14 protein-coding genes and 1 pseudogene are annotated in these 17,706 nt (G+C 62.2%); 6 read left to right on the top strand and 9 right to left on the bottom strand.

Annotation, left to right across the window (positions count from 1 at the left end; translation table 11 throughout):
* Window positions 1-121: 121 nt before the first annotated feature.
* The 8 genes from B7X90_RS00905 to B7X90_RS00870 form a co-directional block, all read right to left on the bottom strand.
* Complete coding sequence (locus B7X90_RS00905; protein WP_292620875.1) at window positions 122-862, bottom strand: FadR/GntR family transcriptional regulator; 741 nt, start codon at window positions 860-862, stop codon at window positions 122-124.
* Window positions 863-963: 101 nt separating this feature from the next.
* Window positions 964-2,430: a family 43 glycosylhydrolase gene (locus B7X90_RS00900; protein ID WP_292620873.1), complete on the bottom strand. Its 1,467-nt coding sequence runs from the start codon at window positions 2,428-2,430 to the stop codon at window positions 964-966.
* Window positions 2,431-2,441: 11 nt separating this feature from the next.
* Complete coding sequence (locus tag B7X90_RS00895) at window positions 2,442-3,131, bottom strand: acetylxylan esterase (protein WP_292620872.1); 690 nt, start codon at window positions 3,129-3,131, stop codon at window positions 2,442-2,444.
* A gap of 140 nt (window positions 3,132-3,271) precedes the next feature.
* A complete protein-coding gene (gene xylA, locus B7X90_RS00890) occupies window positions 3,272-4,579 on the bottom strand; it encodes a xylose isomerase (protein WP_292620870.1) in 1,308 nt (435 codons plus the stop codon).
* A gap of 7 nt (window positions 4,580-4,586) precedes the next feature.
* Window positions 4,587-6,035 carry a xylulokinase gene (xylB, locus tag B7X90_RS00885; protein WP_292620868.1) on the bottom strand — a complete coding sequence of 483 codons (1,449 nt, stop codon included), beginning with the start codon at window positions 6,033-6,035 and terminating at the stop codon, window positions 4,587-4,589.
* Between the two features lie 5 nt (window positions 6,036-6,040).
* Window positions 6,041-7,156, bottom strand: coding sequence for a glycoside hydrolase family 43 protein (locus B7X90_RS00880; protein ID WP_292620865.1), 1,116 nt, complete (start codon window positions 7,154-7,156; stop codon window positions 6,041-6,043).
* A gap of 281 nt (window positions 7,157-7,437) precedes the next feature.
* The gene (locus tag B7X90_RS00875; protein ID WP_292620863.1) at window positions 7,438-8,964 is read right to left on the bottom strand and encodes an aldehyde dehydrogenase (NADP(+)); all 1,527 of its coding nucleotides are present in this window, start codon (window positions 8,962-8,964) and stop codon (window positions 7,438-7,440) included.
* A 90-nt stretch (window positions 8,965-9,054) separates the two neighbouring features.
* The gene (locus tag B7X90_RS00870; RefSeq protein ID WP_292620861.1) at window positions 9,055-10,371 is read right to left on the bottom strand and encodes a sugar MFS transporter; all 1,317 of its coding nucleotides are present in this window, start codon (window positions 10,369-10,371) and stop codon (window positions 9,055-9,057) included.
* Between the two features lie 263 nt (window positions 10,372-10,634).
* Between B7X90_RS00870 and B7X90_RS00865 the strand changes: the two genes are divergently transcribed.
* From B7X90_RS00865 to B7X90_RS00850, 4 genes are all read left to right on the top strand, one after another.
* Entirely contained in the window at window positions 10,635-11,516 is an 882-nt protein-coding gene (locus B7X90_RS00865; protein WP_292620860.1) for an SMP-30/gluconolactonase/LRE family protein, read from the top strand.
* 140 nt (window positions 11,517-11,656) lie between these two features.
* Entirely contained in the window at window positions 11,657-12,262 is a 606-nt protein-coding gene (locus B7X90_RS00860; RefSeq protein WP_292620858.1) for a hypothetical protein, read from the top strand.
* 53 nt (window positions 12,263-12,315) lie between these two features.
* A complete protein-coding gene (locus B7X90_RS00855; protein ID WP_292620856.1) occupies window positions 12,316-14,091 on the top strand; it encodes an SLC13 family permease in 1,776 nt (591 codons plus the stop codon).
* Between the two features lie 77 nt (window positions 14,092-14,168).
* Entirely contained in the window at window positions 14,169-14,762 is a 594-nt protein-coding gene (locus B7X90_RS00850) for a twin-arginine translocation pathway signal protein (RefSeq protein ID WP_292620855.1), read from the top strand.
* Window positions 14,763-15,027: 265 nt separating this feature from the next.
* Here the strand turns inward: B7X90_RS00850 and B7X90_RS00845 are convergent, their stop codons facing one another.
* On the bottom strand, window positions 15,028-16,197 hold the full coding sequence (locus tag B7X90_RS00845) for an aminotransferase (protein WP_292620853.1): 1,170 nt from the start codon (window positions 16,195-16,197) through the stop codon (window positions 15,028-15,030).
* A gap of 89 nt (window positions 16,198-16,286) precedes the next feature.
* On the opposite strand from B7X90_RS00845, the gene maiA reads away from it, so the two are divergent.
* Both maiA and B7X90_RS00835 read left to right on the top strand, forming a co-directional pair.
* Window positions 16,287-16,928 carry a maleylacetoacetate isomerase gene (maiA, locus tag B7X90_RS00840; protein ID WP_292620851.1) on the top strand — a complete coding sequence of 214 codons (642 nt, stop codon included), beginning with the start codon at window positions 16,287-16,289 and terminating at the stop codon, window positions 16,926-16,928.
* A 44-nt stretch (window positions 16,929-16,972) separates the two neighbouring features.
* Window positions 16,973-17,611 (top strand): annotated as a pseudogene (locus tag B7X90_RS00835) (rhodanese-like domain-containing protein); the annotation flags it as partial.
* Between the last annotated feature and the right edge of the window lie 95 nt (window positions 17,612-17,706).

The raw sequence follows: 17,706 nt of genomic DNA, 5'->3' as shown, positions 1-17,706 counted from the left end.
CCTGCGTCCTGTCTGCCCAACTGATTGTATGGCATGGCAGAACGGGCCGGTTCAGGCAGCACGCAGCCACCCGATAATAAGTATGATTAATTGCAAAACTGTCCAGTAAAAAGCGTCCGTTTCAGGCGCGCGGCGGCAGATTGATATCGGCCAGCGCCAGTTCGATAAGCTTGTGCATGGCGGCACGCGCAGCAGGGCCATCGCCATCGGCAACGGCCTCATAGAGCACGCGATGATCGGGCAGGGGATCGCGCGGCAACTTGCGCTTGCGCTGCTTGTAGATCGTCGTCCAACGGACCGCGGCCGAAATTGTGCTGGCCAGCGAAATCAGCCCTTTGTTGCCCGTTGCGTTGAGCAGCGTTGCGTGGAATATCTGATCGGCGGCCTGCCCAAGTGGTGAGAACAGCGTATGCTTGCCCATTTCCTCCAGCGCGTGGCCCATTTGCGCCAGCTGTGTGCCAGTGCGCCGACCTGCGGCTATTTCGGCGGCAGCAGGTTCGATGACCATGCGCAGTTCGAAAAGATCTTCGATCGCGGCCTGGCTGGGTTCGCCTTCAAACGTCCATGCCAGAACATCGGGATCAAGGATATGCCAGCGCGATGGATCGGTGATTTTGGTGCCAGCCTTGGGGCGGCTTTCCACCAGACCCTTGGCTGCAAGAATGCGGATCGCTTCACGATAGGCGGTGCGCGAGATGTTGTGCCTTTCGGCAAAGTCCACTTCGCTGGTCAGCACGTGGCCCGGCGGATATTTGCCCGTGACGATGGCAATGCCCAGATCGCGCGCGATGCTTCCATGCAGGCGCAGCGATTTGTCTGACCTGTCAATCGCCTTGCCGTCTTGCTCGTTCACCTGCGACACGCTGCACTCCTTGCGCCCTAAGCCCTATTTGGGCGCAAATTCCGCAAAGTCCAGCAGATCGATAGTCCGATGACCACGCGGGATCTGTCAGTCCTTTTGGTTCATGGTTTGCGGAAGGTCCACTTGCCCGCTTCCGATGCCGGATCAAAGCGCACCAAACGCGGCGTACTTGCTCCCACGGCAGACAGCGCCAGCGGTTTGAACGGATCGGGCGTCGTCTTGGGAATGATCCTGAACGTGCCATCGCCAAGCTGGTCGATCCGCCAAAGCTGTTCGGGCGCGCCGCTGAATTCGGCAACGGCCACAACGTCACCCGAAGGCGTGGCGGCCAGTGCGCGCGTCGTCCCGGCGATCACGATCTTCACATAAGGCGCGCCGAACCAGCCGCCTGCGCCTGCCACAGGCTCGATGGTCCAGTGCTGGTTGGCGCGAACCTGATAGTAGCCCATGTCGACCGGAATGGTGCTGGCCGGCCATGTCGTCTGGTTCTGCGCCAGCGTCTGGCCGGGGACCGGCTTGACCGGCTCTTTGGGAGCATCCCAGCCGCGCCAGCTGTGCGGCAGTCGCACTTCGTCAACTGCAAGTTGCAGCGCGCCACCGCGTTCGGACTGGATTTCATAGGTGCCGGGCCGCAGGTTCTCCTGCCCCACGGGCCAGCCGTTCTTCCACGTGAGTGGCAGGATCGCCAGCACGCTGCGGGCGGAACGGTCCATGTCGGCTTCATAGTGAAACGAGAACTTTTCCACCCCGTCGCCCAGATCGACAAGGCCGAAGTGGCCCGCGCCCATGCCACGCCCGTTCGATCCCCACGCCAGCTTGCCGCCGCCTTTCAGCAGAGGCACGCCGAAGTTATCGACATAAGGCCCCAGCGGGCTGCGCGAACGGCCAACGCGGATGTTGTAGGTGGAATTCGGCCCATCGCAGCAGGTGCCGTGCGTACCGAGCAGGTAATACCAGCCGTCGCGGTGCATCAGCGCGGTGGCTTCCATGTCAATCGCGATATCGACATGCTGGTTGCCGGGCAGGCGTTCGGCGGTTTTGGGGTCAAGCTCGATCATGCGGATCGTGCCGAAATAGGTGCCGTATGTCAGCCACAGCCGTCCTTCGGCCAACAGAAAGGCCGGGTCGATCGCATCGTTGTTTTCAAACCCGTCGCTCGACGCCACGGTGCCCACTTCGTGAAACTTGAAGTCTTTCGATGCGGGATCGAGCGATTTGGTCCACATGATCTTGACGTCGCTCTTGTGGCCGCCGTTCATGCCGCCGCCGCCCACGGCCCATGAAACGTAATAGCGGTCACCCAGCTTGATCACATCGGGTGCCACGCCGCCGCCGGGGCGGACCGGGCCGCTGTTCCACGTCCAGCCGTCAGCCGAAACCAGACCGCCGCCGCGTGTGCCGAAGGTGTAGAATTTCCCATCGGATTCCACGATGGTTGAAGGATCGTGGATGTAGGGTTCCCCCTCAAGCTGCGCGACGGGATTGGGGTGCACACCCCGTTCCTGCGCGCACAGCATGGCGGGCAGGAAGGCGAAAGCCGCAGCAGCGGCGAAAAATCCGGGCTTCATGATTGCCTCCTTCAGCGCAGGCCAACTGTGATGTCGCGGATCGGCTGGCCCTTGCCATCGACGAAACGCACGGCAAAATCGGACAGGCCGGGGCCATTGATCACCGCGCCATACAGCACGTTGCGGCCCTTCTTCAGCCCCACGGCGGGCGAGATGACATCGTCCATCACCATGCGCCGGTCACCAAACAGCGCGGCAGTTTCCTTGCCGTTGAGCCACCACATCGAGGCAGAATTCGACCCCACCGCCAGATGCGCATCGGGAATGTCGCGCGGGGCTTCGATGACGGTCGCGGTCCAGAAAATCACGCCATAGGTGGGCTTGCCATATGCCGCGGCAAAGTAGAACAGCTTGGCGTCCCATTGCGTGGCATCGAGCGCGTGCCAGGTCAGCTTTGTGCCCTTGTGGGTGACGGACTGGCCGTCCTTGGGCATCTGCGTGCCGATTCCCGTCGGACGATCTTCGGCCAGGGCCTTGCGCACATAGTCGCTGGTGAACAGCTGGTTGGTGCGGTTGGGCTTGGCGATGGGTTCAAGCAGCATCCAGCGGCGGACAAAACCGTCCTCGTCCACTGCAGTGCTGCCTGATCCAGCAGGCGCAAAAAAGGGCGATAGGGAAGGCGCTGTCTGACCGAATGCAGGCGATGCAGTTGCGCACAGAACTGCGCCTGCCGCCGCGAATATGCGGGACGTTCGAATCATGGCATCCTCTCAATATTTTCAAATTGTATGATTTAAAGAGGATGGGGATTCAACCACAATTATATCGAAAACCAAAGAAAAAGGCTCATACTGAACCCCAACGTTCAGCATGAGCCTTTTTATTACTCATACCAGTAGAATCAAAACCGGTTGAGCATGTTCTCCAGCCATTCCTGACGGCCCGACACGGGCGTGGGGCAAAGGTCTTGCGCCACGGCAAGATCGGCGATTTCGGCAAGGCTGGACTTGCGGATGGTCTGGCCCATTTCCCCGTTCCACCCGGCATAGCGTTCGGCGACGAATGCATCGATCCGGCCATCGGCGATCACGGCCTCGGCGCGCAGCAGAGACTTGGCGATCACGTCCACGCCGCCGATGTGGCCGTGGAACAGGTCTGCCGCGTCCACCGACTGGCGGCGCACCTTGGCGTCGAAGTTGAAGCCGCCATCGGTGAAGCCACCGGCACGCTCGATCTCGATGCAGGCCAGCGTCAGTTCCTCGACCGAGTTGGGGAACTGGTCGGTGTCCCAGCCATTCTGCGGATCGCCGCGATTGGCGTCGATCGACCCGAAGATGCCAAGCGCGCGCGCCATCGCGATTTCATGCTCGAAGGTGTGGCCCGAAAGCGTGGCGTGGTTGGCTTCGATGTTGACCTTCACCTCGTTCTCAAGTCCGAAGCGCTTGAGGAAGCCGTAGACGGTCTGCGTGTCGAAATCGTACTGGTGTTTGGTCGGCTCGTGCGGCTTGGGTTCGATCAGAATGGTGCCCTTGAACCCGATCTTGTGCTTGTGCTCGACCACGAGCGAAAGGAACCGCCCGAAATTGGCCTGCTCCATCGCCAGATCGGTGTTGAGGATCGTGTCGTAACCCTCGCGACCGCCCCACAGCACGTAGTTCGCACCGCCAAGGCGATGCGTGGCTTCCAGAGCGTCGCGCACCTGGCTCGCGCCCCATGCGTAAACTTCGGGACGGGGGGAGGTGGCAGCGCCAGCCAGATAGCGCGGGTGGCCAAACAGGTTGGCCGTGCCCCACAGCAACTGGCGGCCACGCGCTGCCTGCAGTTCCTCAAGATGATCGACAGCGCGGGCAAAGCTGGCGCGGAATTCGCTGATGCTCTCAGCCGGGGCCATCACGTCAACGTCGTGGAAGCAGTAAAACGGCAGGTCCAGCTTTTCGACGAAGGACAGAGCGGCTTCGCGCTTGGCGCGGGCGGCGGCTTCGTCCTGCGGGCCGTTCAGCCAAGGGCGGTCGAACGTGCCTGCGCCAAACACGTCGCTGCCCGGCCAGCAGAAGGTGTGCCACATGCAAACGGCAAAGCGCAGGTAGTCTTCCATGCGCTTGCCAAAGACCACGCGGTCCTTGTCGTAATAGCGATAGGCCAGATCGCTGGTAGCGTCAGGCCCTTCATAGCGAACAGTGTCGAAGGCTTCGAAATAGGCAGCAGACATTGGTGGTTTACTCCTTGATCGGGGCGAGCGCGGCGTAGGCAGCGCAGAAATGGGCGCGCTTGGGCGCAAGACGGGCGGCGAGATCGAGATCGGGTTCGATCACGGCGCGCACGGGTGGGCGGATGCAGACATCGGCGGCGCTGGCACCGGTCACGGCCATCTGCGCCAGACGTGCGCCGCCAAGCGCTGGGCCAACTTCGCCCCCGTGCAGATAGACCAGCCGCACGCCCAGCACGCTGGAAAGGATGCGGCCCCAATGGGCAGACCGCGATCCGCCGCCGATCACGCAAAGCTCGTCGATCTGCGTGCCTGCTTCGCGCAAGGCATCAATGCCATCGGCGTGGGCAAAGGCCACGCCTTCCAGCACGGCAGCGGCCATGCGCGGCGTCGTGCTTTCGTTGCCCAGGCCAAGGAAGGCCGCGCGGATATGCGGATCGTTGTGCGGGGTGCGTTCGCCCGAAAGGTAGGGCAGAAACAGTTCCGGCCCGCAGGCAGCGCCCGCCTGTTCGGCGAGGGCGAAGAATTCGGCAGGGCCGGGCACATTGCAGGCCTTTGCCGCCCAATCGATGCAAGATGCAGCCGAGAGATGCACGCTCATCTGGTGCCACACACCCGGCAGCGCGTGGCAGAACGCGTGGACTGCCTGCGCCGGGTTGGGCCGGAACTGGCCATTGGCAACGAAGATCACGCCTGATGTGCCCAGCGACAGCATCCCCTGTCCTTCGCCCAGCACGCCCACGCCCAGCGCGCCGGCGGCATTGTCACCAGCCCCAGCCACGACCGGCACGCGGCCCATGCCCCATGCCTTGGCCACATCTTCGCGCAGGGTGCCGGTCACGTCCGGCCCTTCGTGCAGGCGGGGCATGTGGCTGCGATCCAGTCCGGTGGCTGCGAGCATCGCATCGGACCAATCGCGCGCTGCAACGTCCAGCCACAGCGTTCCTGCCGAATCCGACATGTCGCTGGCTTTTTCGCCGGTCAGCGCCAACCGCACGAAGTCCTTGGGCAGTAGCACGGTCTTGGTCGCGGCAAATACGTCGGGCTCGTGCGCGCGAACCCATGCCAGCTTGGGCGCGGTAAAGCCGGGCATGGCGATATTGCCGGTGATCTCGCGGCTGCGCGGCTCGACCGCTTCAAGCGCTGCACACTCGGCAAAGCTGCGCCCGTCATTCCACAGGATCGCGGGGCGCAGCGGCTTGTCGTCCGATCCCAGCAGCGTGGCACCGTGCATCTGCCCGGCGAGGCCTATGCCCTCAACGCCCGCGCGGATCGTGGCATCGATGCCCAGCACGGCCTTGTGCGCCGCATCCACCCACGCAGCAGGGTCCTGTTCGGACCACAGCGGCTGCGGGCGGAAGACGACAAGGTCAGAGCTGCTTTGCGCCAGCACTTCACCGCTGGCTGCGGTAATGACCGCCTTTACACAGCTCGTGCCGACATCGATGCCAAGGAACATGCAGCTTACTTCTTTGCGAGGAAGGGATCGATGGTCTGGATCGTGCCATCGGGATTGAAGGTCAGCTCGGTCACCTTCACGTTGCGCAGGTGGTTCTTGTTCGAAATCTGCGTATCGGCATAGAACAGCCACCACTTGCCATCGTGCTGGATCACCGAATGATGCGTGGTCCAGCCCTGCACTGGCTTCAGAATGTGGCCTGTATACTTGAACGGACCATAGGGACTGTCGCCAATCGCATAGTTCAGGAAGTGCGTGTCGCCGGTGGAGTAGGTGTAGTAATACTTGCCGTCCTTCTTGAAGACCCACGTTCCTTCAAAGAACCGGCGCTCATGATCGCCGCCCAGCACGGGCTTGCCATCTTCGCCCAGGATCACCGCATCGCGGGGGCTTTCGGCAAAGGTTTTCATGTCGGCGTTCATCTTGACGACCTTGCCCGACAATGCAGGCTTGTCGTCCTGCATCAGATCGGTGTCCGATCCGTTGGGATCGAACTTGCCCGTGGCCCAGCGCTGCAACTGGCCGCCCCAGATGCCGCCGAAATACATGTAGGACGCGCCGTCATCATCGGTGAACACCGCCGGGTCCATCGAGAACGATCCGGGGATCGGGTCCTTTTCCGCCACGAACGGACCCATCGGGTCCTTCGATGTCGCCACGCCGATGCGGAACGTGCCGAGGCCATTCTTGTCCTTCACCTTGTCGCGCGCGGGGAAATACAGGTAGTAGGTGCCGTCCTTGTATGCCGCGTCAGGCGCCCACATCTGCTGTGAGGCCCAGGGCACATCTTTCACATCCAGCGCGACCGGGCCGATCGTTACCTTGCCGCCGATCTTTTCCATGCTGAGGACGCGGTAATCGCGCATCGCATACTGGTTGCCCAGATCATCGTCGGTGGTCGGCGTTTCGATGTCGTGCGAGGGATAGATGTAGATCTTGCCGTCAAAGACGTGTGCCGAAGGATCGGCCGTGTAGATTTCGCTGACCAGCGGTTGATCGCGGAAGGCGCTGGCAGGTGCGCCACCATTGGAAACGGGCGCTTCGCTATCGGCCTTGGAACAAGCTGCGGTGGCGAGCGCGGTCGTCAGGCACAGCGCAGTGGCCAGAAGTCTTGCCTTCATTTTCAGACATCCTTTTCCTCACCGGTTCTCCGGTTTCTGCTGCATGATAGCGCTACCTAAAGCGGACCGCAATCTGAAATATGTATTCTAATTATTGCAGCATGGACATTGTGCAGAGCATATCCGCCCGGCGCCGCGCACCGCGCAGGCGAGATCACCTGAACGATGCCTGGAAGCACCGAGACGACACCAGGCGGGGCCGTTGCACCAGCGTGAGCAACATCGTGCGCACGCTGGTGCAACGAGAAGAATTGATATCTTTTACCGTCGCATCAGCGGGTTCAAAGAGTCAGATTGCCATCGATCAGGCGCGGTGCGCCATCGCCTCGCGCGTCGTCACGCAGTTCAGGCGGAAGCAGTGCGGCACTCAGGTTCTGGTAGCTTACGGGGCGCAGGAACCGGTCGATGGCCATGCTGCCGACAGACGTTGTGCGCGGATCGGACGTGGCGGGGAAGGGGCCGCCGTGGACCATCGCGTGGCACACTTCGACACCGGTGGGCCAGCCATTGGCAAGGATGCGCCCGGCCTTCATTTCCAGTACCGACATGAGCCGCGCGGCCAGCGCCTCGTCTGCGGCATCCATGTGCAACGTGGCAGTCAGCTGGCCTTCCAGCCCTTTGAGAACGCTGAGCAATTCGGCCTCATCGCGGCAAGCGACAACGACCGAGGACGCGCCAAAGACCTCATGGCCCATGGCTCTTTCGGTAAGAAATGCCTCGGCCGTGGTGCGGAACAGCGCGGCGTGGCCTTGCATGGCGTCTCCGGCACGACCCTCGGCTAGCTTGTCGACGCCGGGTGTTGCCTCAAGCGTGGCAACGCCGGACTGGTAGGCCTTGCAGATCCCGCCGGTCAGCATTGTCTGGGCCGCAGCCGCGCCAACTGCTTCGACGGCAGCGGCAAGGAAAGCGTCAAGCCCTTCGCCCGCAATGGCAAGGACGAGGCCGGGATTGGTGCAGAACTGGCCCGCGCCCATCGTCAGCGAACCGACGAAAGCAGTGCCAAGTGCGCCGCTGCGCGTCTTCAGCGCTTCGGGCAGCAACAGGACCGGGTTGATGCTCGACATTTCGGCATAGACCGGGATCGGCACGTCGCGGCCTTGCGCAAGGCGGACGAGTGCGAGGCCGCCATTGCGCGATCCGGTGAAACCTACGGCGGCAATGCGGGGGTCTTGCACCAGCGCCGCACCCAGTTCGTTGGAAGGGCCAACGAGGTGGCCGAAGACACCAGCAGGCAGACCACAGGCAGCAACGGCGCGGGCGATGGCAGCAGCTACCAGCTCGCCTGTCTTGGGGTGTGCGGGGTGGCCCTTGACAACAACCGGGCAACCGGCAGCAAGGGCGGAAGCGGTATCACCACCGGCGGTGGAGAAAGCGAGCGGGAAGTTTGATGCGCCGAACACGGCGACGGGACCGACCGGAATCATGCGCAGGCGCAAGTCCGGGCGGGGCAATGGTTGGCGATCGGGCATGGCCGGATCGATCCGCAACTGCTGCCAGGCACCCTTGCGCACGACATCGGCAAACAGGCGCAACTGGCCGACAGTGCGGCCACGCTCTCCTTCAAGCCGGGCGCGCGGCAGGCCGGATTCGAGCATGGCTGCTTCGATCAGGTCATCGCCAATCCCGAGAATTTCGGTGGCAATGGCTTCGAGGAATGCGGCGCGCTCTTCGCGGCCCGTGGCACGATAGGCGTCGAAAGCCGCAGCCGCGGCGGCGCAGACCGCATCGACATCGGCAGGACCATGGACGGCAAAGGCAGGGCCGGTCGGTTCACCCGTGGCAGCGGCCACGGCGCGGAATTCTGTCATCGAACATCTCCTGATTTAATCAGACATATTATCGGAATGGCTGGAATGCAACTCTGTGCATTCCGGCCAACGGGGGTTTTCTTGTGCGGATCAGACAGTCTGGCCCGTCGGCTTTGCCCCCCACAGTGCGTAGAACAGGATGTAGAGTTCGCAGGCAGCGGTCAGGAGGAAGGAGGATTGTAGGCCATAGGCGTCTGCGATCCATCCCTGGACGACGACGAGCGCGCCGCCGGCAATGGCCATGATGAGCAGGCCGGACCCTTCTTCGGTGAGGGGTCCGAGGCCCTTGATCCCCAGCGTGAAGATGGTGGGGAACATGATGGAGTGGAACAGTCCGACAAGGATCAGCGCCCACATGGCGGCAGGTCCGGTGGTGAATACAGCGATCAGCATGACGACGAAAGCGCCGATCGAGAAGACGGCGAGCACCAGCGCTGCATCGATCTTCTGCATGATGGCAGAACCAAGGAAGCGCCCGATCATCATGCCGCCCCACAGGAAGGTGAGGTAGTGGCCGGCCTGTTCCTGGGTCAGATTGGCGATATCGGGCTGGCTGACGAAGTTGACGAAGAGGTTGGCGACGCCGATTTCGGCGATGAGGTAGATGAAGATGGCAGGGATGCCGAACACCAGATTCCGGTGCTTCCACAGCGAGAGCCTGGCGCGCTCTTCGGGCGCGAGCCGCTGCGTGGCGTTGCCCATGGCGGGCAAGGGAAAGCGTGCGATGACAACGGCCAGGATGACCAGAACGACGGCGACAAGGCCATAGGGCAGGATCACCGATTGCGCGTCGGCCATGCGCTCTGCCTGGGTGAGCACGGTGCCGGAAGCCGCCGTGCCGCCCTTGGACCGGCCCAGGATCAGATAGGCGCCGAACATCGGTGCGAGCATCGTGCCGGCCGAGTTCATCGCCTGCACCAGATTGAGGCGCGATGATGCGGTTTCCGGCTTTCCGACCACGGCGACGTAGGGGTTGGCAGCGACTTGCAGCAAAGTGATGCCGCTGGCGATCACGAAGAGCATGACCAGCGTTACGCCATAGGATGGCAACGATGCTGCCAGCATCATGCCCAGTGCGCCTGCCGCCATGACCAGCAGGCCGATCACCAGCGACTTCTGATAGCCGATCTTCTCGATCAGTTTGGCCGAGGGGATCGATGCCACGAAATAGGCGATGAACCACACCGATTCGATCAATGTTGTCTGCGTATAGTTCAGATCGAACACGCTGCGCAGGTGCGGCAGCAGAGTGTTGTTGATCACCGTGATGAAGCCCCACATGAAGAACAGGCTCGCCAGCAATCCAAGCGATGGGCCATAGCGGACTGCGGCGTGTTGCCCTGTAGAGTCCTTGCTGCCTGCCGCATCTTGCGGTGGTGTTCCAGACGAAGACATCACAGGCGGCATCAGGTGCGCTCCTCTCAAACTGCAAGTGCCAAATTGCTGGCGCCTTTGCCGACATGCGGCTTGCACTCATTTCATTTGTCGGACTATATATCTGTCGTCGTGCCGTCAATGGTTGGGATGAATGACCGGCGAAAGAGGATGGGCCGCGGCAGGAAATCCGGCGCGAGTCTTTGAACAAGCTTCCCACTGCATCGCCTTGACCACGAGTCTCCTGCACCACAACCATCGATACTGGCACTGAATTTCGCACTGAGGTTGACACAATGACACTCTGGAAGAAGATCGAACGCGGTGCACAGCGTGATGTTTTGGGTGAAGGCGCGTTATGGTGCCCGCGTGACGGGGCATTCTACTGGGTGGATATACTCGCCCCGGCACTTAACCGGTTGACCCTTGCCACCGGCAAGATTGAGCGCTGGGACATGCCCGAGCCGTTGGGTTGGGTAGTGACAAGCGCCTCCAATGGCTCAACGGGCAGTCTGGTCGGCGGTTTTCGCTCCGGCATTGCCACTATCAGCCTTGATCCGGTTGAAATCGGTCCACGCAAGGCGCTTGAGGCCCACTTGCCCGGAAACCGAATGAACGATGGCAAGACTGATGCCAGCGGTGCGATCTGGTGTGGCACGATGGACATGAGCGAGACGCAAGCCAGCGGCGCGCTCTATCGCATCAGTCCCGAAGGCGAAGTACGGATGATCGACATTGGCTATCTCGTGCCCAACGGTCCTGCCTTTTCACACTGCGGCCAATGGATGTATCATGCCGACAGCGGACGCCGGTTGATCTATCGCTTTGCGCTTGATGATGGTGCGGCTCGCAAGGACCGGGTTTTCGTCGAATTTGATGAGGATGATGGCTATCCAGACGGGATGACCACCGACAGTCAAGGCTTCGTGTGGGTGGCGCATTGGGACGGCGGCCGCATTACCCGCTTCGCGGCGGACGGCAGCCGGGATCGCACGATCGAACTGCCAGCGCGGCGCATAACCAATATCGCGTTTGCGGGCGAAGGGCTGGACCGCATGTTCGTGACGTCAGCAGCAACAGGGCTTGAGCCTTCTGAATTTGACGGCGCGCTGTTCGAAGTGGATTGCGGCGGAGTCACAGGCAATGCGCCTATGCCATTCACTGGGCAAGTGGCCTGAGGCTTGGCCAGGGTAAAGGGGCATTCGTGACACTTTACCTTCGGGCAAAGTGTCACAGAGGACAAATGTTGCCTTTTGCGGTGGGATGGGCACGGAAGGGATTCACAGAAATCCCGTTATGTGCTTTGTTGAATCACGAAATGTTCCAATCGGCGATCCTCCTAGGTTCATCCTCCCTCAACTCTGGCTCCCCCAGTCCGGTGTCATCGCTGCTCGATTGCCTGGCGCAAGCCAGCACGCGTCCGCGCTATGCCTTCATGGTGCTCAGCCTTATTGCTGAAGTCGCCGATGCAGGTGGGGAGGCTGGGCCGTTTGTCCGGCGGGGCAACAAGCAGTTCACATTGCGCGATTTCCTGTGTGACAGCCTCGCCCCGATGGGCCGGCGCGATCCCCGCCGCGTGGCGCTGGCGGAGCGGGTGAAATCTGACCTTATCCTTGAAGATCGGATGCCAGTCGATCCCGTCGCCGCTGCCGCGCTGGTGGAGGATGAAGTGCGTGACCGGGTGCGCGCTTCGGGCAAGACCAATCTCAGCCGGGCCGTGTCAGAACTGGTCGGCGCGGGGCTGTTGAAGCGCTATTACAAGGGCTTTGCCGTGGATCATGAGAATCGGGGTGGGCAGCGCCACGCGGTCTATGTGTTGCAGGGTATGGCGCGCTGCCTGCTGTCGCATCGCATGGCCACTCCGCCACCGCCGCGCCAGCTACCGCGCAATCTGCCCCGGCAGGGCGAACTGCTATTCGGTTGAGTGGAACCTGAACGCCGGTCGATCATTCTCCCGGCAATGAAATATCCAACGCAATGACAACACCCCAGTGGCTCTCGCTGGCCACGCTCGGCGGGATGATGGCCCTGTTTCTATGGGGCCGTTTTCGGTATGACGTGACAGCGGTGATTGCACTGCTGGCGGCAATTGCGCTGGGCGTTGTCTCGCCAAAAGACGCGTTTTCTGGCTTTTCCGATGATATTGTGGTGATCGTTGGATCGGCGCTGGTCCTGTCTGCGGCAGTTCAGCGGTCCGGGCTGATCGAAGGCTTGCTGCAATCGTTGGCACAGCGGATCAAGCGCCCGCAGGCACAGATGCTGGTGATGTCTGCGGCGGTGGGCGTCGCCTCCGGCTTTATCAAGAATGTTGGCGCACTGGCCATGCTGATGCCGGGCGCGGTGCAAATGGCGCGCAAGAACAAGGCCTCGCCCTCGCTCTACCTGATGCCGATGGCCTTTGCCTCGCTGCTTGGGGGCCTCACCACGCTGATCGGCACGTCGCCCAACATCATCGTATCGCGCGTGCGTGAGGAGATGACGGGCGAGCCATTCGGCATGTTCGATTACCTGCCGACGGGCGCTGCGCTGCTGGTGGTCGGATTGCTGTTCCTCAGCGTGGGCTGGCGGCTGCTGCCGACGGACCGCAATGCCGCACAAGGCATGGCTGAGGCGATCAACATCTCGGCCTATGTGATCGAGGCAACCGTGACCGAAGGCTCGCCGGTGGCAGGCCTTACCGTTGCCGAATTCCACGAGCGGAACGAAGGCGAAATCGGCGTAACCGGATTGATGCGCGGTGACATGCGTGGCGAGGTGTTGCCCTACACCACCATTGGCGAAGGCGACGTGCTGATCCTCAGCGGTGAGCCCGATGTGCTGGAACGCATCGTGGCGGCGGACCGGCTGACGCTGGCCGGCGACGGCAAGGGCAAAGGAGACGAGCCGCAGCGGGCCGATAACATCGGCGTGATCGAGGCTGTGATCCGCTCGGATTCGGCGCTGATCGGCCGTACTGCCCGGCGGCTGAACATGCGCGACAGACTTGGCATCAACCTGATCGCGATATCGCGCGAAGGTGCAACGATTGCCAACAAGCCGGGCAACACCGTGCTGCAGGCAGGCGATGTGATCGTGCTGCAAGGGCCGCTGGAAACCATGCCCGCCCGCCTTTCCGAAATGGGCGCGCTTCCGCTGGCCGAGCGCCAGATCGGCCTCGGATCGCGCAAGGCACGCTGGCTGCCGCTGATAATCCTTGCCTGCGCCATGGTGGCGGCAGGCAGCGGAGTTGTGCCAGCAGCGATGGCGTTCTTTGCTGCTGCCAGCCTTACCGTGATTACCGGAGCGCTGCCCGCGGACGAGGCTTACAAGGCGATTGAATGGCCGATCCTGATCATGTTGGCGGCGCTGATTCCAGTAAGTGAATCGTTGCAGACCACCGGTGCTTCTGACCTGATCGCCGTAGTGCTGGCCAATTTCGCCGTGCAGCTTCCGGCATGGGGTGCGGTGGCATTGATCCTTGTGGCGGCAATGGCTGTCACTCCGTTTCTGAACAACGCCGCGACGGTGCTCGTCATGGCCCCGATTGCTGCGGTCTTTGCCGAACAGCTCCATTACCGCCCCGAAGCCTTCCTGATTGCCACCGCCATTGGCGCAGGCTGCGATTTCCTCACCCCCATCGGCCACCAGTGCAACACGCTGGTGCTGGGGCCGGGCGGCTATCGCTTTGGCGATTACGCAAGGCTTGGCGCACCGCTTTCGGTGCTGGTCGTGGTGATTGGCACGCCACTGATCCTGTGGGCGTGGCCGCTTTGAGACGGTGGTAAATGGCGTATTGCTAACGCGGGTTCCAACATCATTAGCTCGCCATCGGTTTCGATGGAGCAATGTCGATGGGTTTGAGGGTCACGAGCGCAAAGCTGGGTTTGGCGGTGTTGGCGCTGCAAGCGGGGCCAGCGTTTGCGCAGGCGGCAGAAGCAGTGGTTACAGCGCCAGTGCCGCCACTGGTTCCAGCGGACTTTGCCGTGCCGACACTGGTGGAAGGGCCGGGATTCAAGCTGGTGCCGCTCGGCCCGGATTTGGTTAAAATCGATTTCGATGCCTACATGGCGTCGATCGCACACCTGCAGCAGACTTTCACCCGCAGCACGGATTGGCCACACGCCGGGCTGACCGATGCTGATGCGATCAAAGACATGGAGGGCGAGCAGGCTCGCTTTCGGGCGCGCAAGTCGTTTGCCTATGGTGTGCTGACATCCGATGGCACGCGCGAACGCGGTAGTGTTTATGTTTCACCCAGCCCGGTGGCGGGCTATGATGCAGTGGTGCGGCTGTGGGTCACGAAGGCGGAACACGACGCAGGCTTTGATGCCGCGCTTTATGCCTGGGTGCAGGCATGGGTGGCCAAGGAATGGCCTTTTGCGCGCGTGGCCTATCCGGGCCGGGCAATTGCGTGGGGGGAGTGGGACGCGCTGGTGAAGCATTAGAGCACTTTCCAACCAATCTGGCTCACCACGATTGCCGCAGGGAGCTTCTCGGCAAGGAGCCTTGTGCAGGGCGGGCTGGTTGCCCGTCTAAACAAGGCGACGCGGTCCGAGGGGCTTCCTGCGGCAACCCCGCAGGGGCGGGCCCCTTTTGGCCGATTGCTGCGTCTCTCGTCGGTCACTATGCAATGGCATGGCTCCCTCCTCGATCCTTGCACTCGACCAAAATCGGCTCCGTCGTGGTGAGCCAGATTGGTTGGAAAGTGCTCTAAGCCCCGCCATCCCGCCACCGCGCTAGCCTCTCCACCGCCTCCACCAGCATCGCTGCGGGCTTGCAGTGACACAGGCGGGCTATGTCGGTGGGGGCACTAGAACCTTCCCACAGCGCGGATAGTGGGATGGTGGCAACACCCGCTTCATGGACCGCGCACAATGCAAAAGTGCGGTCGTCGAGCGGAATGCCCGACGCGGGGAGATCTATGCAGGTGAACCACGTGGCGGCGTTGGGGAGCAGGGCAAAGCCTTCACACGTGAGGGCTTCGATCAGAACTGCGCGGGTTTCGGCCCAGCGGGCGGTGCAGCTTTGCGCGATCTGCGGACTCTCCAGACCTTCCGCCACGGCCCATTGCAGCATCGGCGGCGTGGTGAAGGTGAGGAACTGGTGTGCGCGGCCGACCACGGCGGCCACCTCGGGCGCGGCAACGATCCAGCCGACCTTCCACCCGGTTGCACCGAAGATCTTGCCTGCCGATCCGATCTTCAGGGCGCGGGTCTTCATGCCGGGCTGGGCAAGGAGCGAAACGTGGGGTTGGCCATCGAAGCGGACATTTTCCCACACCTCGTCGCAGATCGCAAAAAGATCGTGCGTCACGCACAGTTGCGCAAGCATGGCCAGATCTGACGGCGAAGCGACAGTGCCGGTGGGGTTCAGCGGATCGTTGAGCACCAAAGCGCGGGTGCGGGGGCTGATTGCTGCTTCGATTGCGGCATGGTCATAGCGCCATAGCGGCGGTTGTAGTGCGATGAACACCGGCACGCCGCCCGCCCGGCGCACCAGCGGAGCATAGGCATCGTAGGCCGGTGAAAAGAGCAGCACTTCATCGCCCGGCTGCACCACGGCAAGGATGGCAGAAGCCACCGCCTCGGTCGCGCCGGAGGTGACGATCACGCTTTCAGGCGGAAGGTCCAGCGCTTGCGTGCGGGCATAGAATGCGGCCACGGCGCGGCGCAGTTCGGGAATGCCTGCCATCGGCGGATACTGGTGAGATCGCTCCATCGAGGCGCGGGCCAGTGCCTCCAGCAACGCAGGCGGCGGAGCCCCATCAGGAAAGCCCTGCCCCAGATTGATCGCGCCGGTCTGGCGGGAAAGGCCGGACATTTCTTCGAAGATCGTCACCGGCATTCCGGCATAGATCGGGTGGAGGCGGGGCTGTGTCATTGCCTCAATGCCTAACCGCAGCGCGGGGCGGGTTGCAATGTGTCTGTCGGCAGGTAACGTCGCGCGCAGCAAAATGGGAGTGCGCTGCCGTGTCGGAAGAGATTGTCCTTCATGCCTATTGGCGGTCCAGCGCATCGTGGCGCGTGCGGATCGCACTGGCGCTCAAAGGGCTGGCTTGGGATACCGCGCCGCGTGACCTGCTGAATGACCAGCAGCGCGCGGCGGATTATCTCGCCGTCAATCCGCAAGGCGTGGTGCCGTCTTTGGTGGTGAATGGGCAAGTGCTGACGCAGAGCATGGCGATCTGCGAATATCTTGACGAGGTCTATCCCGAACCGCCGTTTTTGCCGCAAAGCCCGCTGGAGCGGGCGCGGGTGCGCGCTTTTGCCCAGATCATTGCCTGCGACATACACCCGCTGCAGAACATACGGGTGCTCAAGATGGTCAAGGCACTGGGGCAGGATCAGGCCGGAGTGGAGCGTTGGGCGGCAGATGCGATTGAACGCGGGCTGGCGGCGGGTGCAGAACTGATTGCCGGGCATGAAGGGCCATTCTGCTTCGGCGCGCAGGTAACGCTCGCCGATGTGCTGTTAGTGCCGCAACTGTACAACGCACGCCGTTATGGCGCCCGTTTCGATTTCGGGCGGATTGCGGCGGTGGAGGCGGCCTGCATGGCCTTGCCCGCATTTGCAGAAACCGCGCCTGATCGGCAGCCGGGGGCTATCATCTAGCCACCCTCTGGCGAATTTTGGCACAGGCGCTAAAGGGCGTGGCCATGCAGACCAACCAGCCGATCACCGTTGCCGCACTCTATCGCTTTGCCGTGGTTGCCGATCCCGCAGCTTTGCGCGATGCGCTGGACACCGTGTGCCGGGCGCAGAAGATCAAAGGCACGCTGCTGGTGGCGCGTGAGGGGATCAACGGGACGATTGCCGGCACCTCTGGCGGCATCGCGCAGGTGGTCGATTTCATCCGTGCGCAGCCAGATTGCGCGGAGGTGGACGTCAAGTATTCCGGCGCGGCGGAAATGCCGTTCTATCGCATGAAAGTGCGCGTCAAGCGCGAGATCGTGACGATGGGCGAGCCGGACATAGATCCCCGTGCCAACGTCGGCACATATGTGGCTCCGCAGGATTGGAACGCACTGATTGCCGATCCCGAGACTATCGTGATCGACACGCGCAACGATTACGAGGTCGAAGTCGGCACGTTCGAGCGCGCGATCGATCCGCGCACGCGGACGTTCCGGGATTTCCCTGAATGGTTCAGGGGTGAGCGGGAGCGATTGCTGGGCGATGGGAAAGCGCCCAAAGTCGCCATGTTCTGCACCGGTGGAATCCGCTGTGAAAAGTCCACCGCGTTCCTCAAGGCTGAAGGGGTGGAAGAAGTCTATCACCTCAAGGGCGGCATCCTGAACCCACATTCTCCAAGTAAGTCGCTGATTTCGCTGTCGTAATCGTGATATTTCGCATATAAATCATGGCGTTGACGGCTGCGAGGGGCGCGTTT

Origin of the sequence: Novosphingobium sp. 17-62-19 (genome assembly GCF_002256775.1) — a bacterium.
Taxonomy (GTDB): Bacteria; Pseudomonadota; Alphaproteobacteria; order Sphingomonadales; family Sphingomonadaceae; genus Novosphingobium.
This window is presented reverse-complemented; position numbering and strand designations above follow the sequence as displayed.